This window comes from Streptomyces sp. NPDC043876, from assembly GCF_056435825.1.
The window spans coordinates 222,853-237,754 of the sequence record NZ_JBWKDV010000012.1 but is presented as its reverse complement, the minus strand read 5'-3'; the positions used below and the strand labels follow the sequence as shown (position 1 = coordinate 237,754).

At 74.5% G+C, this 14,902-nt stretch carries 9 protein-coding genes; 4 read left to right on the top strand and 5 right to left on the bottom strand.

What is annotated here, in order from left to right; all coding sequences use genetic code 11:
* The first annotated feature begins 1,357 nt into the window (after positions 1 to 1,357).
* Positions 1,358 to 2,071, top strand: coding sequence for a hypothetical protein (locus AC0693_RS32245; protein WP_478803751.1), 714 nt, complete (start codon positions 1,358 to 1,360; stop codon positions 2,069 to 2,071).
* Positions 2,068 to 2,412, top strand: a complete 345-nt coding sequence (locus AC0693_RS32240) for a hypothetical protein (protein WP_478803750.1) — start codon at positions 2,068 to 2,070, stop codon at positions 2,410 to 2,412. Before AC0693_RS32245 ends, AC0693_RS32240 begins: the two co-directional genes overlap by 4 nt.
* Positions 2,413 to 3,255: 843 nt before the next feature.
* Here the strand turns inward: AC0693_RS32240 and AC0693_RS32235 are convergent.
* The 4 genes from AC0693_RS32235 to AC0693_RS32220 form a co-directional block, all read right to left on the bottom strand.
* A complete protein-coding gene (locus AC0693_RS32235; protein ID WP_478803749.1) occupies positions 3,256 to 3,795 on the bottom strand; it encodes a hypothetical protein in 540 nt (179 codons plus the stop codon).
* 84 nt (positions 3,796 to 3,879) lie between these two features.
* Positions 3,880 to 4,551, bottom strand: coding sequence for an endonuclease domain-containing protein (locus AC0693_RS32230; RefSeq protein WP_478803748.1), 672 nt, complete (start codon positions 4,549 to 4,551; stop codon positions 3,880 to 3,882).
* A 507-nt stretch (positions 4,552 to 5,058) separates the two neighbouring features.
* Positions 5,059 to 8,715, bottom strand: coding sequence for a hypothetical protein (locus AC0693_RS32225; RefSeq protein ID WP_478803747.1), 3,657 nt, complete (start codon positions 8,713 to 8,715; stop codon positions 5,059 to 5,061).
* 167 nt (positions 8,716 to 8,882) lie between these two features.
* Positions 8,883 to 9,590, bottom strand: a complete 708-nt coding sequence (locus AC0693_RS32220) for an N-acetyltransferase family protein (protein ID WP_478803746.1) — start codon at positions 9,588 to 9,590, stop codon at positions 8,883 to 8,885.
* A 491-nt stretch (positions 9,591 to 10,081) separates the two neighbouring features.
* Here AC0693_RS32220 and AC0693_RS32215 point away from each other — a divergent pair, with 491 nt between their 5' ends.
* Entirely contained in the window at positions 10,082 to 12,850 is a 2,769-nt protein-coding gene (locus AC0693_RS32215) for a protein kinase domain-containing protein (protein WP_478803745.1), read from the top strand.
* Between the two features lie 423 nt (positions 12,851 to 13,273).
* Here the strand turns inward: AC0693_RS32215 and AC0693_RS32210 are convergent, their stop codons facing one another.
* Entirely contained in the window at positions 13,274 to 13,957 is a 684-nt protein-coding gene (locus AC0693_RS32210; protein WP_478803744.1) for a hypothetical protein, read from the bottom strand.
* Positions 13,958 to 14,598: 641 nt separating this feature from the next.
* Between AC0693_RS32210 and AC0693_RS32205 the strand changes: the two genes are divergently transcribed.
* Entirely contained in the window at positions 14,599 to 14,901 is a 303-nt protein-coding gene (locus tag AC0693_RS32205) for a hypothetical protein (RefSeq protein ID WP_478803743.1), read from the top strand.
* The last annotated feature ends 1 nt before the right edge of the window (position 14,902 follow it).

The following is a 14,902-nucleotide window of genomic DNA, read 5'->3' as shown; positions in this document are numbered from 1 at the left end:
GTCGGGGCTTTTGGTGCGGGGTTCCGCCCGTTCCGGGCGGTTGTGGTGGTGGGGGGCGGGGCCATAAATGGCCTTACATTTGGGCCTTTCGGCCCAACAAAGCAAAAGGGAATCCCCCTTCGGGGGATTCTTGGGTGGTTTATGTCGGCCCCCTTTCGGGGGCCTTGTTGGCGGCTTGAATTCCCCCGTTGGGGGAATTCTGGTTGTGGTGGGTTGGAAATTCCTTCGGAATTTCTGGCCCCTGTCGGGGCTTTTGGTGCGGGGTTCCGCCCGTTCCGGGCGGTTGTGGTGGTGGGGGGTGGGGGTGGGGCCCTGTCGGGCCCCGTGTGGTGTGGGTGGCCCCTGTCGGGGCTGGGCGGCTCGGGGTGGGTGTGGCGGCCCTGTCGGGCCGTGGGGGGTGTCTTGAGTGGGTGTGAGGTTGTGGTCTGTCAGTTGGGTGTGGGTGAGCGCCCGTTGGGCGCTGGGAGGGGGTGGCGCGGCCGTTGGCCGCGTTGGGGTCTGGCTCGGGTGTCTGGGGAGGGCCAGGGCGCCGGCTGCGGGCCTTACTCAGGCTTGGAGGTGCCTGTCGTTCGTGCGTCTGTGGCGTGGATCGGCTACCAGGACTTCAGCCCGGGTGGCTGGTGATGGGTCTACGTCACGCCTCTGGGCCGGTCTGGGGGTGTACCGGGTGCCGACGGGGTTCGGTGGTTCGTGCCTCCTGCTGGGGGCTGGCTGGACAACCGGCGGGGCCGGCGCGAGGGGGTGCGTGGTCTTCCCCTGTGGCCGGGCAGGGTTGTGCGCCCTGTCGGGCGCGGTGTGAGAGCCGTCCTGCCCCGTGGCCCCATGGCGGCCGCGGTGGTGGCCTCCTGGTGGAGGGGTCCGGTTCGGGGCAGGAGCTGGTTGGCGGTCCGGTGAATTGACGTTCGCGAGGCGGTCTGAATTGGGCTGGTGAAAACTATCAGAGTGGGTGAATTTGGGGGTCCCCTTCCGGTTCTGCGGCTGATGATTTCCCTATCGGGTGTGCGGGGTCAGACTCTCTGTCATTGGGGTGTCAGGGCTGAAGTCCCGATTCAATAAATGGTGTGCGATTTCGCATCCTGGGACGAGTGTGCGGGGTCTTTTAATTCGCGGGCGATGCGCCCTAGTGAGGCTCTTCCTACGCTCTCGGATGTGCGGCTATTCCTCTCGTAATCCTGATTCGAATTTTGTTGTTTAGGTCTACTTCTTGGGTTCTGGCTGGGAGGTGGGCCGGCGCCCGTTGGGCGCGGCTGTGCCGGGGTTGGGGCTCGGGGGCCGGGGATCCGGGTAGCCTGCGCGCGAGGATTGCAATATACAAAGAGACCGGCGGGGGAACATGGTTCGGAGCGCGGTACATCCGGTGTGGATCGCTGTCGAGGCTGGGGTCGGGCGGCGGGTCAAGGACGCCGTGGAGGTGCACAAGGAGCAGCGGGCCAGGTTGTCGGCCGAGGGTGGGCGGTGGCGTACGCGGGGGCTTCCGCGGGCGGAGGCCGCTGCCGTGCGCGCGGCGTGGCGCGGTGAGGTGCAGCGGTTGCGGGCCTCGGGTGAACTCCTCGACGTACGGGATGCCTTGATCACCTATGGGGTGCGGGAAGAGCTGCGGGTGCGGGAGTGGGACCGGCAGTGGGATCCGGCGCCGGAGGAGGCGTGGGACCAGGGCCGGTGGCCGGGCTCCCGTGACAGCGGCCCGGGCGGCTATCCCGAGCGTCTGTCCGCACGCCTCGACGCCGATCTGGTGGCCCAGGCTGTGGCGGCGTGCTGGTGGAGTTCCCTGCCGGCCATCACGGCGTTGCGGGCCTGGCGGGATGCCAACCCCGGGCTCACCCCGCGCCGGTACGTACTCGACGAGGAAGGGCTCGCCCGTCTGGTCGGTCCCCTCGTCGAGTACGAGATGCTGGCCCGGCAGGTCACCACCACCGGCGCCATCTGGCGGGCCGGCGTCACCCGCGGCCTCGCCCAGGCCACCGCCTCGAGTCCCTCGCCCCGGCCGCCTGAACAGCGGGCGCCCGTACCGGAGCAGAGCAGGGCTCCCCGGTCGGCGGAGCGGGAACGACGAGCAGGAGAACCAACGTGAGCCAGGACGGCCTCGACGGGCCGGCGCGGTTGGCCGCGCACGGCCACGTCCAGGCCGCTGACGCGGTCACAGCACACCGCCCGGATCACCCACTCGACGACGCTGACCTGCACGCGGTGGAGGACGCCGCCCGCCAACTGCTGCAGACGGCCGCCACCGAGGGGGTCGTGGGCCCGGACGTCTTCCTGATGGGGAACAGCCTCGCCGGCGCCCTGCCCGTCGGCCACGCCTTGGGTGACCAGCTCCGCGAGCCGCTGCACGGCCACAACCTTGTGAGAGACGCCCGCGGCCTCCAGGCTGGCGTGCGACTGGACATCCCGCCGCTCCCCAACTGGCTGTAGCCCGGGCGCACCTCCCGAGCGGGCAGGTCCGGTCGGAAGGCGCGCCCTGGGTCCGGGTGCCGGGCGCGGCTGTTGGCAGTGGCCGGGCGCCCCCTTCCCACCAGCGCGAGGGCGGCACCGGCTGAGCCACCTCAAAGCGGTCAACTCCGGTACTCGCGGGGCGGCAAACCACTCGCTCCGGCCGCACGGGGCGCGCTGCCGCGCCGATGCCGCCGCACCCCGGCGTCAGCCCAGGACGTCGCCCGCACACAACGCTGCGGGCGCTCCCCGGAGAACGCCCCGTACAGCAGCTCCTCGCATTCGAAAATCCGCCGGTCTCTCCGTCACCAAATTCCCTCCTCTGAATTTGTTCTAAATTCGATATCAGGAGGCTCTGAATTTCTCTACCACGCGTTTACCAGGCGCGACCTCGAAGGCGCAGGGGCGTGAAGAGGTGCCGAACCGGCGCTCCGGCGTGTACGGATGCGCCCGCCCGGCGGGCGGCCTACCGGGCGCAGCGGCCGTACGGCGCGCAGGCCGCGGTACGACCTCCGTACGGGCAGTGGCGAGGGCTGGGCGGTGTGGACAGGTCTTGCTCGCCTCTGGCCTCGGCCTGCGCCGATGTGGGGAGCAAGGAGTCGACGTCGGCCTCGGCGTCTGCGGCGATCGGCTCGCGCTCGCGGCCCGCCCGCCGTCCCCGTCCCGCCTGTCGGCGTCGAGCCGACCGTCCCGGGCACCTTCGAGCTGGCGAGGCGGCCGCGGTCAGTCCGCCTGGGGTCGGCGCGGGGCGGGGCCGGTCCGGCGTCTTCCCCGGCGGCCGGGCTGGTCCCGCCGCCACCGAGCAGCAACGTACGGGCCGCCGGCTCAGGAACGCCGGCCCAGGCTCGGCAGCCCGGCCGAAGCCGCCCGCACACTCCGGCCGCGGCGCGCGGCCCGGCCCTCTTTCAGCAGCCCGCGGGCCCTGGCCCGCCACAGCTGCGCGTCCTCGGCGCGGCCGGCCTCGCGGTGCACCGCGGCGACGCGCAGCGCGGCAGCGCGTGCCCGGGCCGCCAAGACCTCGGCGACGGCGGCCATCGGGCCCTCTACCTGTACGGCCCCGGGAGCGCCTCGCAGGCACAGCACCAGGCGCCGGTCCGGCTCGGCGCCACCGAGGTCGCGCACGAACACCCGGGCCCGGGACGTGCCCGTGGCGATCTGCGCGAGGCCCTCCAACTCAGGCCACGTGCAGGGCAGCAGGACGTCCTCCAGCGCGGCATGCGGGATCGGCGGCCAGGAGCCCGCCCGCGGGGTCCGGTCCTCACATCGCACTCGTACGCCGATCACCGGCCAGGGCACCCCGGCCAGCGCCGGATGCGCGATCTCCTCCCCCACCACCTGCTCCTCCGTCCCACTCGACCCGGTCACCGCAGTATCACCAGCGCGCCCCGCCCCACGCCGAGGTTCACGAACACCCAGCCCACAACGGCGGGAGCCGGCCGCAGGTGGCGGTCAAGCCGGGCGCGGCGGCGACACCCACGCGTGAGGGCCAGGGAGGCCGTACAAGGCGCGGGCGTCGCCGGTGAAGGGCTTGGCCAGGCCGCGCGGGAAGGGGCTGTTCACCCCGTCGTCAGGCTCAAAGGTGGCCCGGACCACCAGAGGGGTCCCGGTGGCGCTGCGCAGGCGGTGGTGGCGGTCCGCCTCCTCGATGTCCACCAGGGGCCCGATCTTCGTCCACTGCTTGCCGCGGGAGACCGGCGGCCCTTCCTCGCTCCAGGCGGTCCAGTACACGTACGGGAGCGGAAGGAGCCGGCGCAGCAGGCGCAGGCCCTCGGCGTACTGCGCCGGGCTCATGCCCAGGTACGAGAGCTCTCCGCGATAGCGGGCCAGCTCCGCCGTCCCTCCGGCTTCGAACCGCCAGTGCAGGTAGGTCGCCTGGGGCTGCATCAGCCGCTGCGGCACCCGCAGCGCGGTCTCCATCGACCCGAGCCAGCTGTTGCAGCTCCGGCACACCACGCCGCGCACCCGGCCCGTGGCCGCGTCGTGGTCGACGGCCGCCGAAGGGCGGCGCCGGCACAGCTCGCAGTCAGGGTGCTGCTGGAGCAGCCGGGCCCGCTCGGCGTTCGACATCCGCGCGTACACCAGATCCGGGTCACGCCGCGCCCGCCACCGGGCAGCGGACACCACCGGCACCGGATCCGCCCGCGCACCGTGCGGTGGCCTCAGCGACCCGGTGGCCGCCCGTTGACCGCCTCCAGCAGGTGCGCCGTCCTCGGCGGCCCGGGGTTCGGGTCCAGGTGGGGCGCTCGGGGCGGCTGGCGGCTGTGGAACGGACGGTGCGCTTGCGGCACCGCGCCCCCGCCCCCACCGCACCAGACCGGCCACCCGGGCCCACACCGTCATCGCCGCCTCCCGCCAGCACGGTACGAGCCCGGCAGCGCCCCGGAACAGGGCGCACTCCCGGTCGGCCGTGCGCCCCTGCCCGCAGCAGACCGGGCCCTGGGATCCAGGCCCGCTGCTGCTCCGGGGCGAAGGGGGTGATGCTTGAGCATCGCCGGCAGCCCCTGCCCCGCCCAGCAGCACGATGGCGCGACCCACAGCGGCCGGGACGAACCCGGCCGGCAACTTGGCGGTGACCCGGACCCCGGCAGTTGGCCGCCGGCCAAGGCTGGCATGACCCGGCTGCCGAGGTCAGTCGGCGGTCGTCCGGACGACGTCGACTTCGCCCGCGTTGATGAGGGCCTCGCGCAGCTGCGTGACGGCGTCGGCGTGCGGGTGGCCGGTCACCGCCTGGGCGTCCTGGAGCAGGATCCGGGCGGGGCGCAGGACGTCCCGGGCGCTCCACAGGTCTGCGGGGCGGGCGACGAGGCGGGCGGTGAGCTCGAGCGCGTCCGGGGTGGCGGGGTGCGCGGAGGCGCGCCAGGCGGCGGTGGCTGGGTCGTGTGGTGCGGTGTGCTCGGCGCTGGCCCGGGCCAGGGGCAGCCACGTCTGGTCGTCGAGGGCGAGGTCGGCGAAGTATCCGGCGCCGGCGAGCGCGCCGGGCGGCAGGCCGGCGGTGAGGGCGGCCCGCCAAACGGTGGTCACTGCGGCGAGCTCGGCTGCGGTGGCTGGCCGTGCGGGGGGCCGGGTGAAGCGGAAGGGGCGGAAGTAGAGGTCGCCGCGCTGCGGTTGCAGGCGCCAGGCCATGACCTGCAGGAGCCAGGAGGCGGCGTCCGGGCCGCCGGGTCCGGCCGCGATCCGGGCCAGGACGTCGGCCGGGTCACCCAGGAGGTGCGGGTCTTCCGTGAGGGCGTGGGCCAGGTGCTCGGCCGGGCCGCCGGCGCCGGGGCGCAACGCCTGGAGTACGGCGGTGCGGTCCAGCGAGGCGAGCAGCTGCGGGTCGGCGGGGCCGCTGTTCAGCCAGGCGGCGGCCGGGGTGGGGCCGCCGTCCAGGGTGGTGAGCGCGGTGTGGTGGCGGGCGGTGAAGTCGGGGGCGCAGATGCTCAGGGCCATCAGCCGGGCGCCGAAGGCGGCGGTCACGACCGGGTTGGTGAGGCTGGCGGTGAGGATCGTCCCGAGGAGGCCCCAGACGTCGCCGGGGAGCGGGGCGCCGGGCCGGATCGCCGCGGCCAGCGTGCAGTTGAGGAGGCACTCCAGCGCCCGGACCGCACTCTGCGGTGCCGGCGGACGGCCGGCGGCCGGCCGGGCGGGGGCCGGGGGCGGGGGCGGGCCTGCGGCGGGGTGGGCCAGGGGCTCGGCCAGGGTGCGCAGGCGGTCCAGGGCGGCGGGCAGCAGGGCGCCGAGGCCGGCTGGTCCGGCGGTACGGCCCCATGCGTGGGCGAGCAGGCCGAACAGGGCTGCCTCCGCAAAGCGTTCCAGCGGCCCCGCCGGCGCCGACCCGGGCCCGGGTGCAGGTGCGTGCAGGCGGAGTGTGGCGGCGACCGCATGGTCGAGGCTCTGGCCCGGCAGGGCGCCGGGCCGGTCCGCGGCCTCTTGGACGGCGGCGAGGTAGAAGGCGCGCAGGACGGGCTCTTCCAGCGCGGCGAGGACCGCGGGGACGTTCTCGGTCCAGGCGGCCGGATCGGCGGCCACCAGGCGGCTGACGAGGTAGGCGTGGTCCTCCGCGCCGGCGTCCCGGGCGGCGGCCAGGGCCCGGGCGGTGGCCAGCGGCCCCTGTCCGGCGGTGAGTTCCAGCAGGTCGGTGCCATCGAGGTCAGTGGGGGCCGGGGCCGGCACCGGGCGGGCGCCGGCGCGCGGGTCGGCCGGGCCGCCGGGCTCGAAGCGGCGCAGCCCCTCCAGCAGCGGGGCGAAGGCGGTGCGCAGGCGCACGGGCAAGACCGGGGACCAGTCCCACACCCGCAGCCACGACGCGAGCGGCTCAAACGTGCTGTCCGCGTGCGCGGCGTCCTCGCCCAGCGCTGCGGCGATGTCCCCGGCGGCGGGCGGCCGGCCGAGCGCCGGCGCGGCCGCGGCCTCCAGTGCGGCGGTGGCCCGGGGCGTGCAGGAACGCCACACTGCGGCGACGAGGCGGGCCGGCTCCGGGTGCGGGGGGCCGGCCAGCAGGCGCGGCACCAGCCCGTACGCCAGCTCATGCCACCGCTCCGCCTCCGGCTCCGGCCGGGCCGCGGCCGCTGGTGCCTCATGCGGATCGTCATGCGAGCCAGCCGGGACGTCATGCAGGTCGTCATGCAAGCAGCGGCCAGGGACACCGGCGGCCAGGTGCGCGGCCCATATCCGGTCGGCGAGCCACCCGTCGGCGGCTGCGGCCTTGGGCCACTGCGCGGTGCGCTCGGCCAGGCCGACGCCGGCGGCCGCGTCCGCGGCGGCCAGCTCCAGGACGGCGCGCGCCAGGAGCGGCCCGCCGAACGCGCCCGGGGCGCCGAGGCGGACGCGGTCCAGGTCCTCGTGGAAGACGCTCCAGCGGGCGGCCGGCGCGGTGAGCTCCACATCCCGCACGAGGAGGGACGCGGCCACCGCGCGGACCATGCGCACCGACCGGTGCGGTGCGGCGGCGGGCCCGCGCGGGTGGGCGGCGGCGACCAGTTCCTTCAGGAGGCGCCCGGCCAGGTCTTCCGGCATCCGGGCACTGTCCGCCCGTACCGCGGCGGCCCAGTCGGCCGGGTCGCCGTCGAAGGGCCGGCGCCGGCCGGTGACGGGCCGGGCCGCGGCGGCGCGGGCGCCGGCCTCCGCGGCCCGCATACGGTCGGCCGCTTCATGCTCGGCGTCGACCGCGGCCTGCAGCAGACGTTCGGCCACCAGAATCCAGTCGCGATCCCGGCCGGCCATCGGCACCGCGCACGCCCACTCGGCTGCCAGGCGCAGCACCCGGCTCCGGACCAGGGCGGCCCCTTCCCCCACCGAGACGCTGGCCACGTGCTCGGCGAGGACGGCGCGCACCAGCGACGGCGCCAGCAGCGCGGCATCACCGGCGGCCAGGCTCAGCAGCGCGTCCAGCGCGGCCCGGCCCCCGGCGGCGACGGCCAGGGCGTGCTCCGCCAGCCACGCGCCGGCGATCTGCGGGGCGGTGGTGGCCAGGTGCTCGAAGAACACTCCGGCCGGCCAGGCGCCGCCAGCCGCCGGGTCGGGGAGCAGCAGGTGCGGGGCGTGCTCCTGGAGCAGGGGCAGCCAGGCCGCGACGGGAGCGGAGCGGAAGAAGAACGCGGTGGCGCGCGGGTCCGCCCACCGGGCCAGCTCCCGCACGTGGCCGGGGCTCGGGCGCTCCAGCGCGGTCAGGTCAAGGACCCGTGCGGCGCGGCCGGGCAGCGGCACCAGCAGCTCCCGGGCCGCCGCGAGGACCTCGGCGTAAAGGCGGGCCGCACGGCCGTCGTCGGCGGCAGCGCCGTGCAGGGTGCCCGAGGTCTTGTCGTACACCTCGCCCCATACCTCCAGGGCCTCCTCCTGGGCGGCGCCGGGCCTGACCCCCATCAGGCGCTCGGCGATCCCGGCGGCCCGCCCCAGGTGGTAGCCGCCCGGCTGGGTCAGTTCCCCGCGCAGCACCCCGGCCGCCGCCTCCACCCGGTCCCAGGCCGCCGGATCCGCCCCGGCAGGGCGGGGCGGCGGTACGGCGGCGGGGGGGCCGCCGGGCGCAGCGGCCAGGGCGTCCAGCAGGTTGGTGGCGGCCGCCTTCAGCCCGACCCTGCGGGCCGGGGCCCCTGGCAGGCTCAGCAGCGCGTCGGCCGCGCCCCGCAAACACGACTCCGCGACCTCCCCCGGCCGCTCCAACCCGGCGCCGGCCAGGACCCGGCGCGCATCCCGCAACAGGCCCAGCGCCCGCACGCCCCGCGGGCCCTGCGCGGTCAGCGCCTGAGCGAGGACCTCGTCGACCGCGGGCGGTTCGTCCTCGCCGGCCGGCGGCAGCTGGTTGCTCACCGGTGCACCGTAGAGCCTGCGGCCGGCGCCCGGGCCGGAACCGGACAGCCCAGGGGGTGGCGGGACGGCCGGAGGCAGGGTCGGGGCCCGCCAAGCGTGCGTCGTCGGAGCGGATGTTGGCCGTCCCGATCGACCCATCGTGCTCGTGCCGGCGAGCGAGTCCGACATCAGCGGCCGGCCAGCAGACCGTGAAGTACGCCGCCCCGGTATGACACCCGTGGCATGAGGGGGCGGACCAGGTGCCGCATCGACACCTCAGCGGGGAATCGGATGCGGCCGTGGGGCAGTTGCAGGTCGAGCGGTGCACCGGGCGCGAGAGCCGCGAAGCCGTCAGCCGCGTAGTACGGCGCCAGGTGGGGCTTGTGGGCGTGGATGCCGGCGAGCATCGCTTCGTAGCCCTGACGGGTGTAGGAGCGGACCAGCTCGCCGACGAGCAGGTGCCCAAGGCCGTGGCCGCGCGCTCCGCCATCCACGGACACCGCTTCCAGCTCGACGAGCGATCGCAACAGCAAGAGGCAGGTCGGCCGCCCCAGGCCGGCCTCCATCCCCATGACCCACGGCACCGGAGGGATCGCGTGGGCCAGTGCGGCGATCCGCCCCGTCTGCCGGTCCTCGGCGACCACCAGCGTCGCAGTGCCGAACTGAGGTGGCATCCTCCAACCGGTGCGCATCCGGTCGACGATCTCCTCAGGCATCGACTCGTCGAGGAACTCCACCGGCTCCAGGAGCCTGCGCACCGCGCCAGCGTCGTCGTCCTGGGTCGCGGGCCGGATCAGGTAGCGCTCCAACGGCATGGCGCCGGGGCCGGAGTGCGGCGCCGTGCCAGCTGGGAGGGTGTGGCGGTGTTCTGCCCGTCGTCGAGAGGCTCGTCCCATATCGTTCATCCTCCCCCGAGCCTGGCCCAGTCCGCGGGGAGTTGGCGGAACGGGGCCGGGTCCCTGGGCGAAGTCACGGTCGGCAACGCCAGGTCCGGGCCGCGGTGGCTGCAGCCGCCGCAGGTCCTGTGCCGTGGCTCTGGTGGCGGGCGTGGGCGCGCGTCAAATGACGGAGAGGGCGCACGGCACGGGACCAGTTTCGGGGCCGGAGCTGCGGGCCGCGGTCGCCGCGTGTGCCAGCCTCACAGCAGAGCGGTCGCTGACCCCGGCGGGGAGCACCTGCCAGTCGCAGGAGGGAGCACCGGAATCGCCCGGCCCAGACTTCGCTGGCCCGGGCGGCGCCGCGGCGGCCCTCCTTCGCGGCGCGGGGCAGGTTGGCCATGGACGGCGGGGACTGTAACCCAGTCCCGGAGATCGCCGCGCGTCGCATCCGGGGATGCGCCACAATCGCACCCCGGGTGCCGGTGCCCGGCCGACTTGGGGGCAGGGCAATGGAGCACGTACGGGCGTTGCTGGCTGAGTACGGGCAGCTTCGCGGTGACGGGCTCGCGGCGCCGGACAGGCACCGGCTCCTCGTCGACATCGTGGCGGCCCTGGTGCGGCGCACCGATTCCGAGGCGGTCGTCGACGACGGATCGCCTGAGAAGCCGGCCGTCTTCTTCGAGCTGGCCGGACGCGACTACGCGCTCACGGTGATGTCCGCCTCGGGTGCTGACGCGGTCGATGCGGCACGGGCCGCTGTTCGTGCCCATGAGCGGGGAGACGTCCGGCTCGGTGAGCGGTGGGTGCTGGTGTGCGCGGGGACTCCTGGCGGTGCGGTGGATGACGCTCTGCGGTCGGCCGTGGGGTCGCGGGGTGTCCTCCTCGACCGGGACCATCTTGAGGCCGCGGTATGCGGTCTTGTGGAGTTCGCGGAGTTGGTCCGTTCTGCTTTCCGCCGGCCGCACCTGCCGTACGCCCCGCTGCACGAACTCCTGCTGCAGAAGCCGGACGCGGTCGCCCCCGTGCTGACATTGCCGCCGCGGCCATCCGGTCCGGTCACCGTGCCGGCCCGCACGGCTGCGGGCATCACGGCCGATGTCGTCCTGGCCGGCGAGGCGTGGCCATTGCGGCCGAGCGGCCTGACCGTGGAGTCTGCCGGGCGGGCGCTGATCACCACCGAGGCGGGGCTCGCGGAGCTGGATCTGGTGCGGGGCGGAACGCGGTGGCGGCTGCCGCTGCCGGGGGTGGCGGGTGCACCTGTCGTGCTGCCGGACGGGGCCTTGTGCGTACGGTGCGGGCCGGCGGTGGTGATGTGGCGCGAGGGTGTGCTGCGGGCGGTGGGCGGAGGGTTCGAGGCGAACTCCAGTCTGCTGCTCGGCCCTGACTCGGGTGTGTGGGTGCTCTCAGGGTCCGGGGCGACGCTCGGCACGGGGACCGGGTCCACTCTGGCACTGACCCGGCTGGGGGATGAGGTCGGCGATCAGCAGCGGTTCGCCATCGCGTTCGATGCGGCGGTGCGGTCGGCGGGCTGGCTTGACGGCCGCCGCTTCTTCCTGGCCGCCAGCGGGCACAGTGCCGTCGTGGATCTCTCCGTCGGCACGAGCGCCGACGACCGTGAGGGGTGGCTCGCCACCCCGGTGTCCTACCCGGGGCACCTGGCCGCAGGGGGGCCGGACACGGTGCTGCTTGCCGGGTCCGCCGGCTCCGGTATCGGTGTGGAGCTGCACACCGTCGACGTGTCGGCCCGAACCAGCACTCGGGTGGCTGAGGTGGAGCTCGGGCAGGTGCTGGGGCTGGCCCAAGCGCCGAACAGCGGGCCGGCGTACGTGCTGGGTTCGCTGCCCACGAACGAGGCGGGCGCCGTCCACCCTATGCTGCTGAGGGTCACCGGGCACTTCCCTTTCCGCTCACCTTGCGCCGAGGTACGGCCGGCCGCCACGGACGCTCCGTATGGCGTGGTGCGCGAGCAGGCCCGCGGCGAGCGCAAGGACTACGCCCTCGAGAAGTTTGCGCTGCCGGGTGGCACCGGCGGCATGGGCGTAGTGCACCAAGCCCGGCACAAGAAGAGCGGCGCCGTGGTCGCTTTCAAGAAGACCAAGTCGCTGCGCGAGAACCTCACCGCGCGGATGCTGCGTGAGATCGAGGTCGCCCAGGTCCTCGGCGGGAACCTCCACGTCATGCCCGTTCTCGACTCAAGCCCACGGGGCGACTGGTTCGTCATGCCGCTGGCCCAGGCCACCGCCGAACACCGGCAGCTGGAGTTGAGCCGCGACGGTGAGGAGCTGCGGGCCCTGGTGGACGCGGTCGCCGCCGCCCTGGCCGACGCTCACCGGCTGGACTACCTGCACCGGGACATCAAGCCGGCCAACATCCTCCATCTCGACGGCCGTTGGGTACTCGGCGACTGGGGAGTGGTGCGGCGCCCCCGCGGCAGGACGACCAGCCCCCGCACCGGGAGCCAGATCGGCACGGTGGAGTTCGGCGCCCCCGAACTGTCCGTCGATCCTCACAACGCGACGGCCGCCAGCGACATCTTCAGCCTCGGGCAGGTCATCGGCTGGCTGCTGACGGGCACCGACCCGGCGCCGGGGATGGCCCTGCTGCCGCCGCCCGGTCCCTGGCGCAGCATCGTGAGGCAGTGCACCTACCGGGACCCGCTGCAGCGGCCGCAGACGATCACCGCGTTCCTCGACCTGGTCGAGCAGGAGACCTCACCGCACCTCGACCTGCCCGTCGCGAGGGCCCACCAGCTGGCGGCGGCCGCCCAGGAAGGCGACCTCGACGCGGCCCGCCGGCTGCTCACCCTGGCCGCGGACCAGGGTGACAGCTACGAGCTGTACCTGGATGTCCTGCCCCTTGTGGAGATGAACGTCGCCGGGCCGCTCCTTGTGTCCCACCCGGAGCAGGCCATCACCCTGGTGCACGCGATGACCGGGCACGTCCACGGAGATGGCACCGGCTGGCCGCACTGGAGCGAGTCGAAGCGGGCCATCCACTGGCTGCGGGGCGTCGCGGCCCAAGCCGCGGATGCACAGCAGTGGGACCTGCTGGAGGAAGCGGCGGGCAGCATGTGCATCTGGGACGCCGCATCCAACGAGTGGGACCAGCAGGCCGCGACCCGGGACTGGGTGCGCCGGCTGCGGGGCCAGTCCGCTCAAGTCGTAGCCGCCGTCCTGCGGGCCCACCCTGACAGCGCCAGGAACCTCGCGGAACTGGCGGACGAGCGCGGGGTCGACATGACGATCCGGAGTGCCGTGGGCGCCGCCACCGGGCACTAGTCCTGCAGAGGGCCGCCGCGATGGTCCTGCGGGGCCCCGCTGGTGATCTGGTCGACCCGTTCGAGAACGAGGGCTACCAATGCCCTTGGGGGTAGTCCGTCAAGCAGCCGCCGTACGCAGGCCGGGGCGCGTGCCCGTACTGCCGCCACAGCTCCCGCAACCGCCGCCGGTCACTGCTGCTCGTCCGCCTCGCCCGTGCAGGTCGGGCGGACGAGCAGCGGCACTACGGCCAGGCGGAGGTCAGGCGGTGCGGGCCGCCAGGAGCTGCGCCCGGGTGTAGGTCGTCGATCCGAGCAGCGGCAGCGCCGGCGGCTTCGGGTGGCCGTCGAGGACGCCGGCCACTCGCTGGACCGGCCGGAGGGCAGCGGCATGTAGCTCACCAGGGCGGCTGGCCCCAGGTGGTGCGGCCGCGCGGGACGGCGGTCAGCCGGCAGCGGCCCGGTAGAGGATGCGGGGATCGCCAGGCCAGGGGCGAAACCCGCGGCGCTGGTAGGCGCGTTGGACCGCGGGGGTCGCGGGGACGGCCGCGATCCCGATGCGGTGGGAGTCGGCGTGGGCGAGAGCGGCCCCCACCAGCCGTCCGGCGGACAGCGGCTCGTGTTCGTCGACGACGAGGGTGGCGGCTTCCCACCAGGTGCTGCCGTCGGCGCGCAGGGCGCGCAGCGCTCTCGCTGCGGGTAGGGCGGAGCGGGCGTGCCAGATCATGCGGAGCGCCTCGGTGGCCAGGACGGCTGTCGGTGCGAATGCCAGCAGGTAGAGGAGCCAGAGCGGCATCGGGAGGACGGTGTGCGCGGCGATGGCGGCAGCGCCCGGGAGGGTCATCGCGGTCATGGCCGCTGCCACGGCAAGGGCGCCCACCCCGAGCGTGGCGATACGGCGCGGCCACGGGGTGCACGGTCCGCCGAGGGTGAGGGTGGCGCTGCCGTGGGCCAGGACGCGTCCCTGGGCGCGCATCACCGAAAGGGCCAGCAGCCACAGGCACCAGGCGGCGGGACGGGTGGCCGCGTGCAGGGCCGGCGGCCCCAGGCGGCGGTGGGCCAACGCGGCCCGGGCGGGCAGCGTTCGCCAGGGTGCGTGGAGCTCGCGCGGCACGCTGCTCGGCGACATGCGATCCCTCCGAAGAGTCCGGGGCCGCTCATTCTCGCGCAGGCAGCAGCGAACTCGTGGGCTGGTCCGTGCTGTCCTGCCGACGGGATCCGGGGCGGCCGCCGGCGGTGCTCGTCGCATCTGGTGTCGCCTCGGGCGGCGGAACGTGTAGGCGCCGCGAGGGCCCGGGGGGTGCCGGGGTCGGCGCCGTTGCGGGCGCCGGCTCCCCGGCGGGGAAGGAGCGGCCCACCGCTCTCCGGGTGTTCCGATCTCTGCGACCAGCAGCGCTTCAGAACTCTCCGGGTGGCTCGCGCCGTACCGGATCCCTCGAACTTTTCCTGGAGTGGAAGGAGTTCGCAAGTCGGCTGGAACGGATGTGAGGCGCGCTCCGGAGTCTCGAGGCACGGTGGCCGCACACCGGGGGGCTCGGCGGCATGGAGTTCGTTGCGGTGGGACGGGAACGCCGGTGAAGCACCCGAATCACAAAATGCCCATTTGGGACGGGCGTTGGCGAGGATGGTCACGGGGCGTGACAGTCTTTTCACCGTGCGGGCCCGGGATCGGCGGTTGCCCACAGCTGCCTCCCGGCATGCGCCCGCACGCGACCAGCAGCCCTGCCCCGGCCCACGCGCCGGTGGCCGCAGCAGAACCCGGAGCTCCACATGAGCAGCAACATCCCCACGGCGTCGCCGCACTTCCCGCCCGCGCCCGCGTCCGTGCCCGGGCCCGTCCCGGCCGAGGCGGCCGGTCAGCGCCTGGGCCAGACCCACCGGATTGTCTGGAGCAGCGTCGTCATGCTGCTGGGCACCGCTCTGTTCATCGCCGGTACGCCGATGACCGACATCTTCATGCTGCTCTGCGGCTGCGGGCTGATCTCGGCGACCACCCTGACCGTGACGGCTGGCGGCCGGCGGCTGGCCGAGGTCCTCATCGAGGCGGCCGTGCGGGCCGCCGCCGGCAAGTAGG

Bases quoted from the DNA above. Each gene is read 5' to 3' on its own strand.
- AC0693_RS32220 (WP_478803746.1), bottom strand. From the start codon at position 9,590: ATGGGACGAGCCTCTCGACGACGGGCAGAACACCGCCACACCCTCCCA.
- AC0693_RS32215 (WP_478803745.1), top strand. From the start codon at position 10,082: ATGGAGCACGTACGGGCGTTGCTGGCTGAGTACGGGCAGCTTCGCGGT.
- AC0693_RS32210 (WP_478803744.1), bottom strand. From the start codon at position 13,957: ATGTCGCCGAGCAGCGTGCCGCGCGAGCTCCACGCACCCTGGCGAACG.
- AC0693_RS32205 (WP_478803743.1), top strand. From the start codon at position 14,599: ATGAGCAGCAACATCCCCACGGCGTCGCCGCACTTCCCGCCCGCGCCC.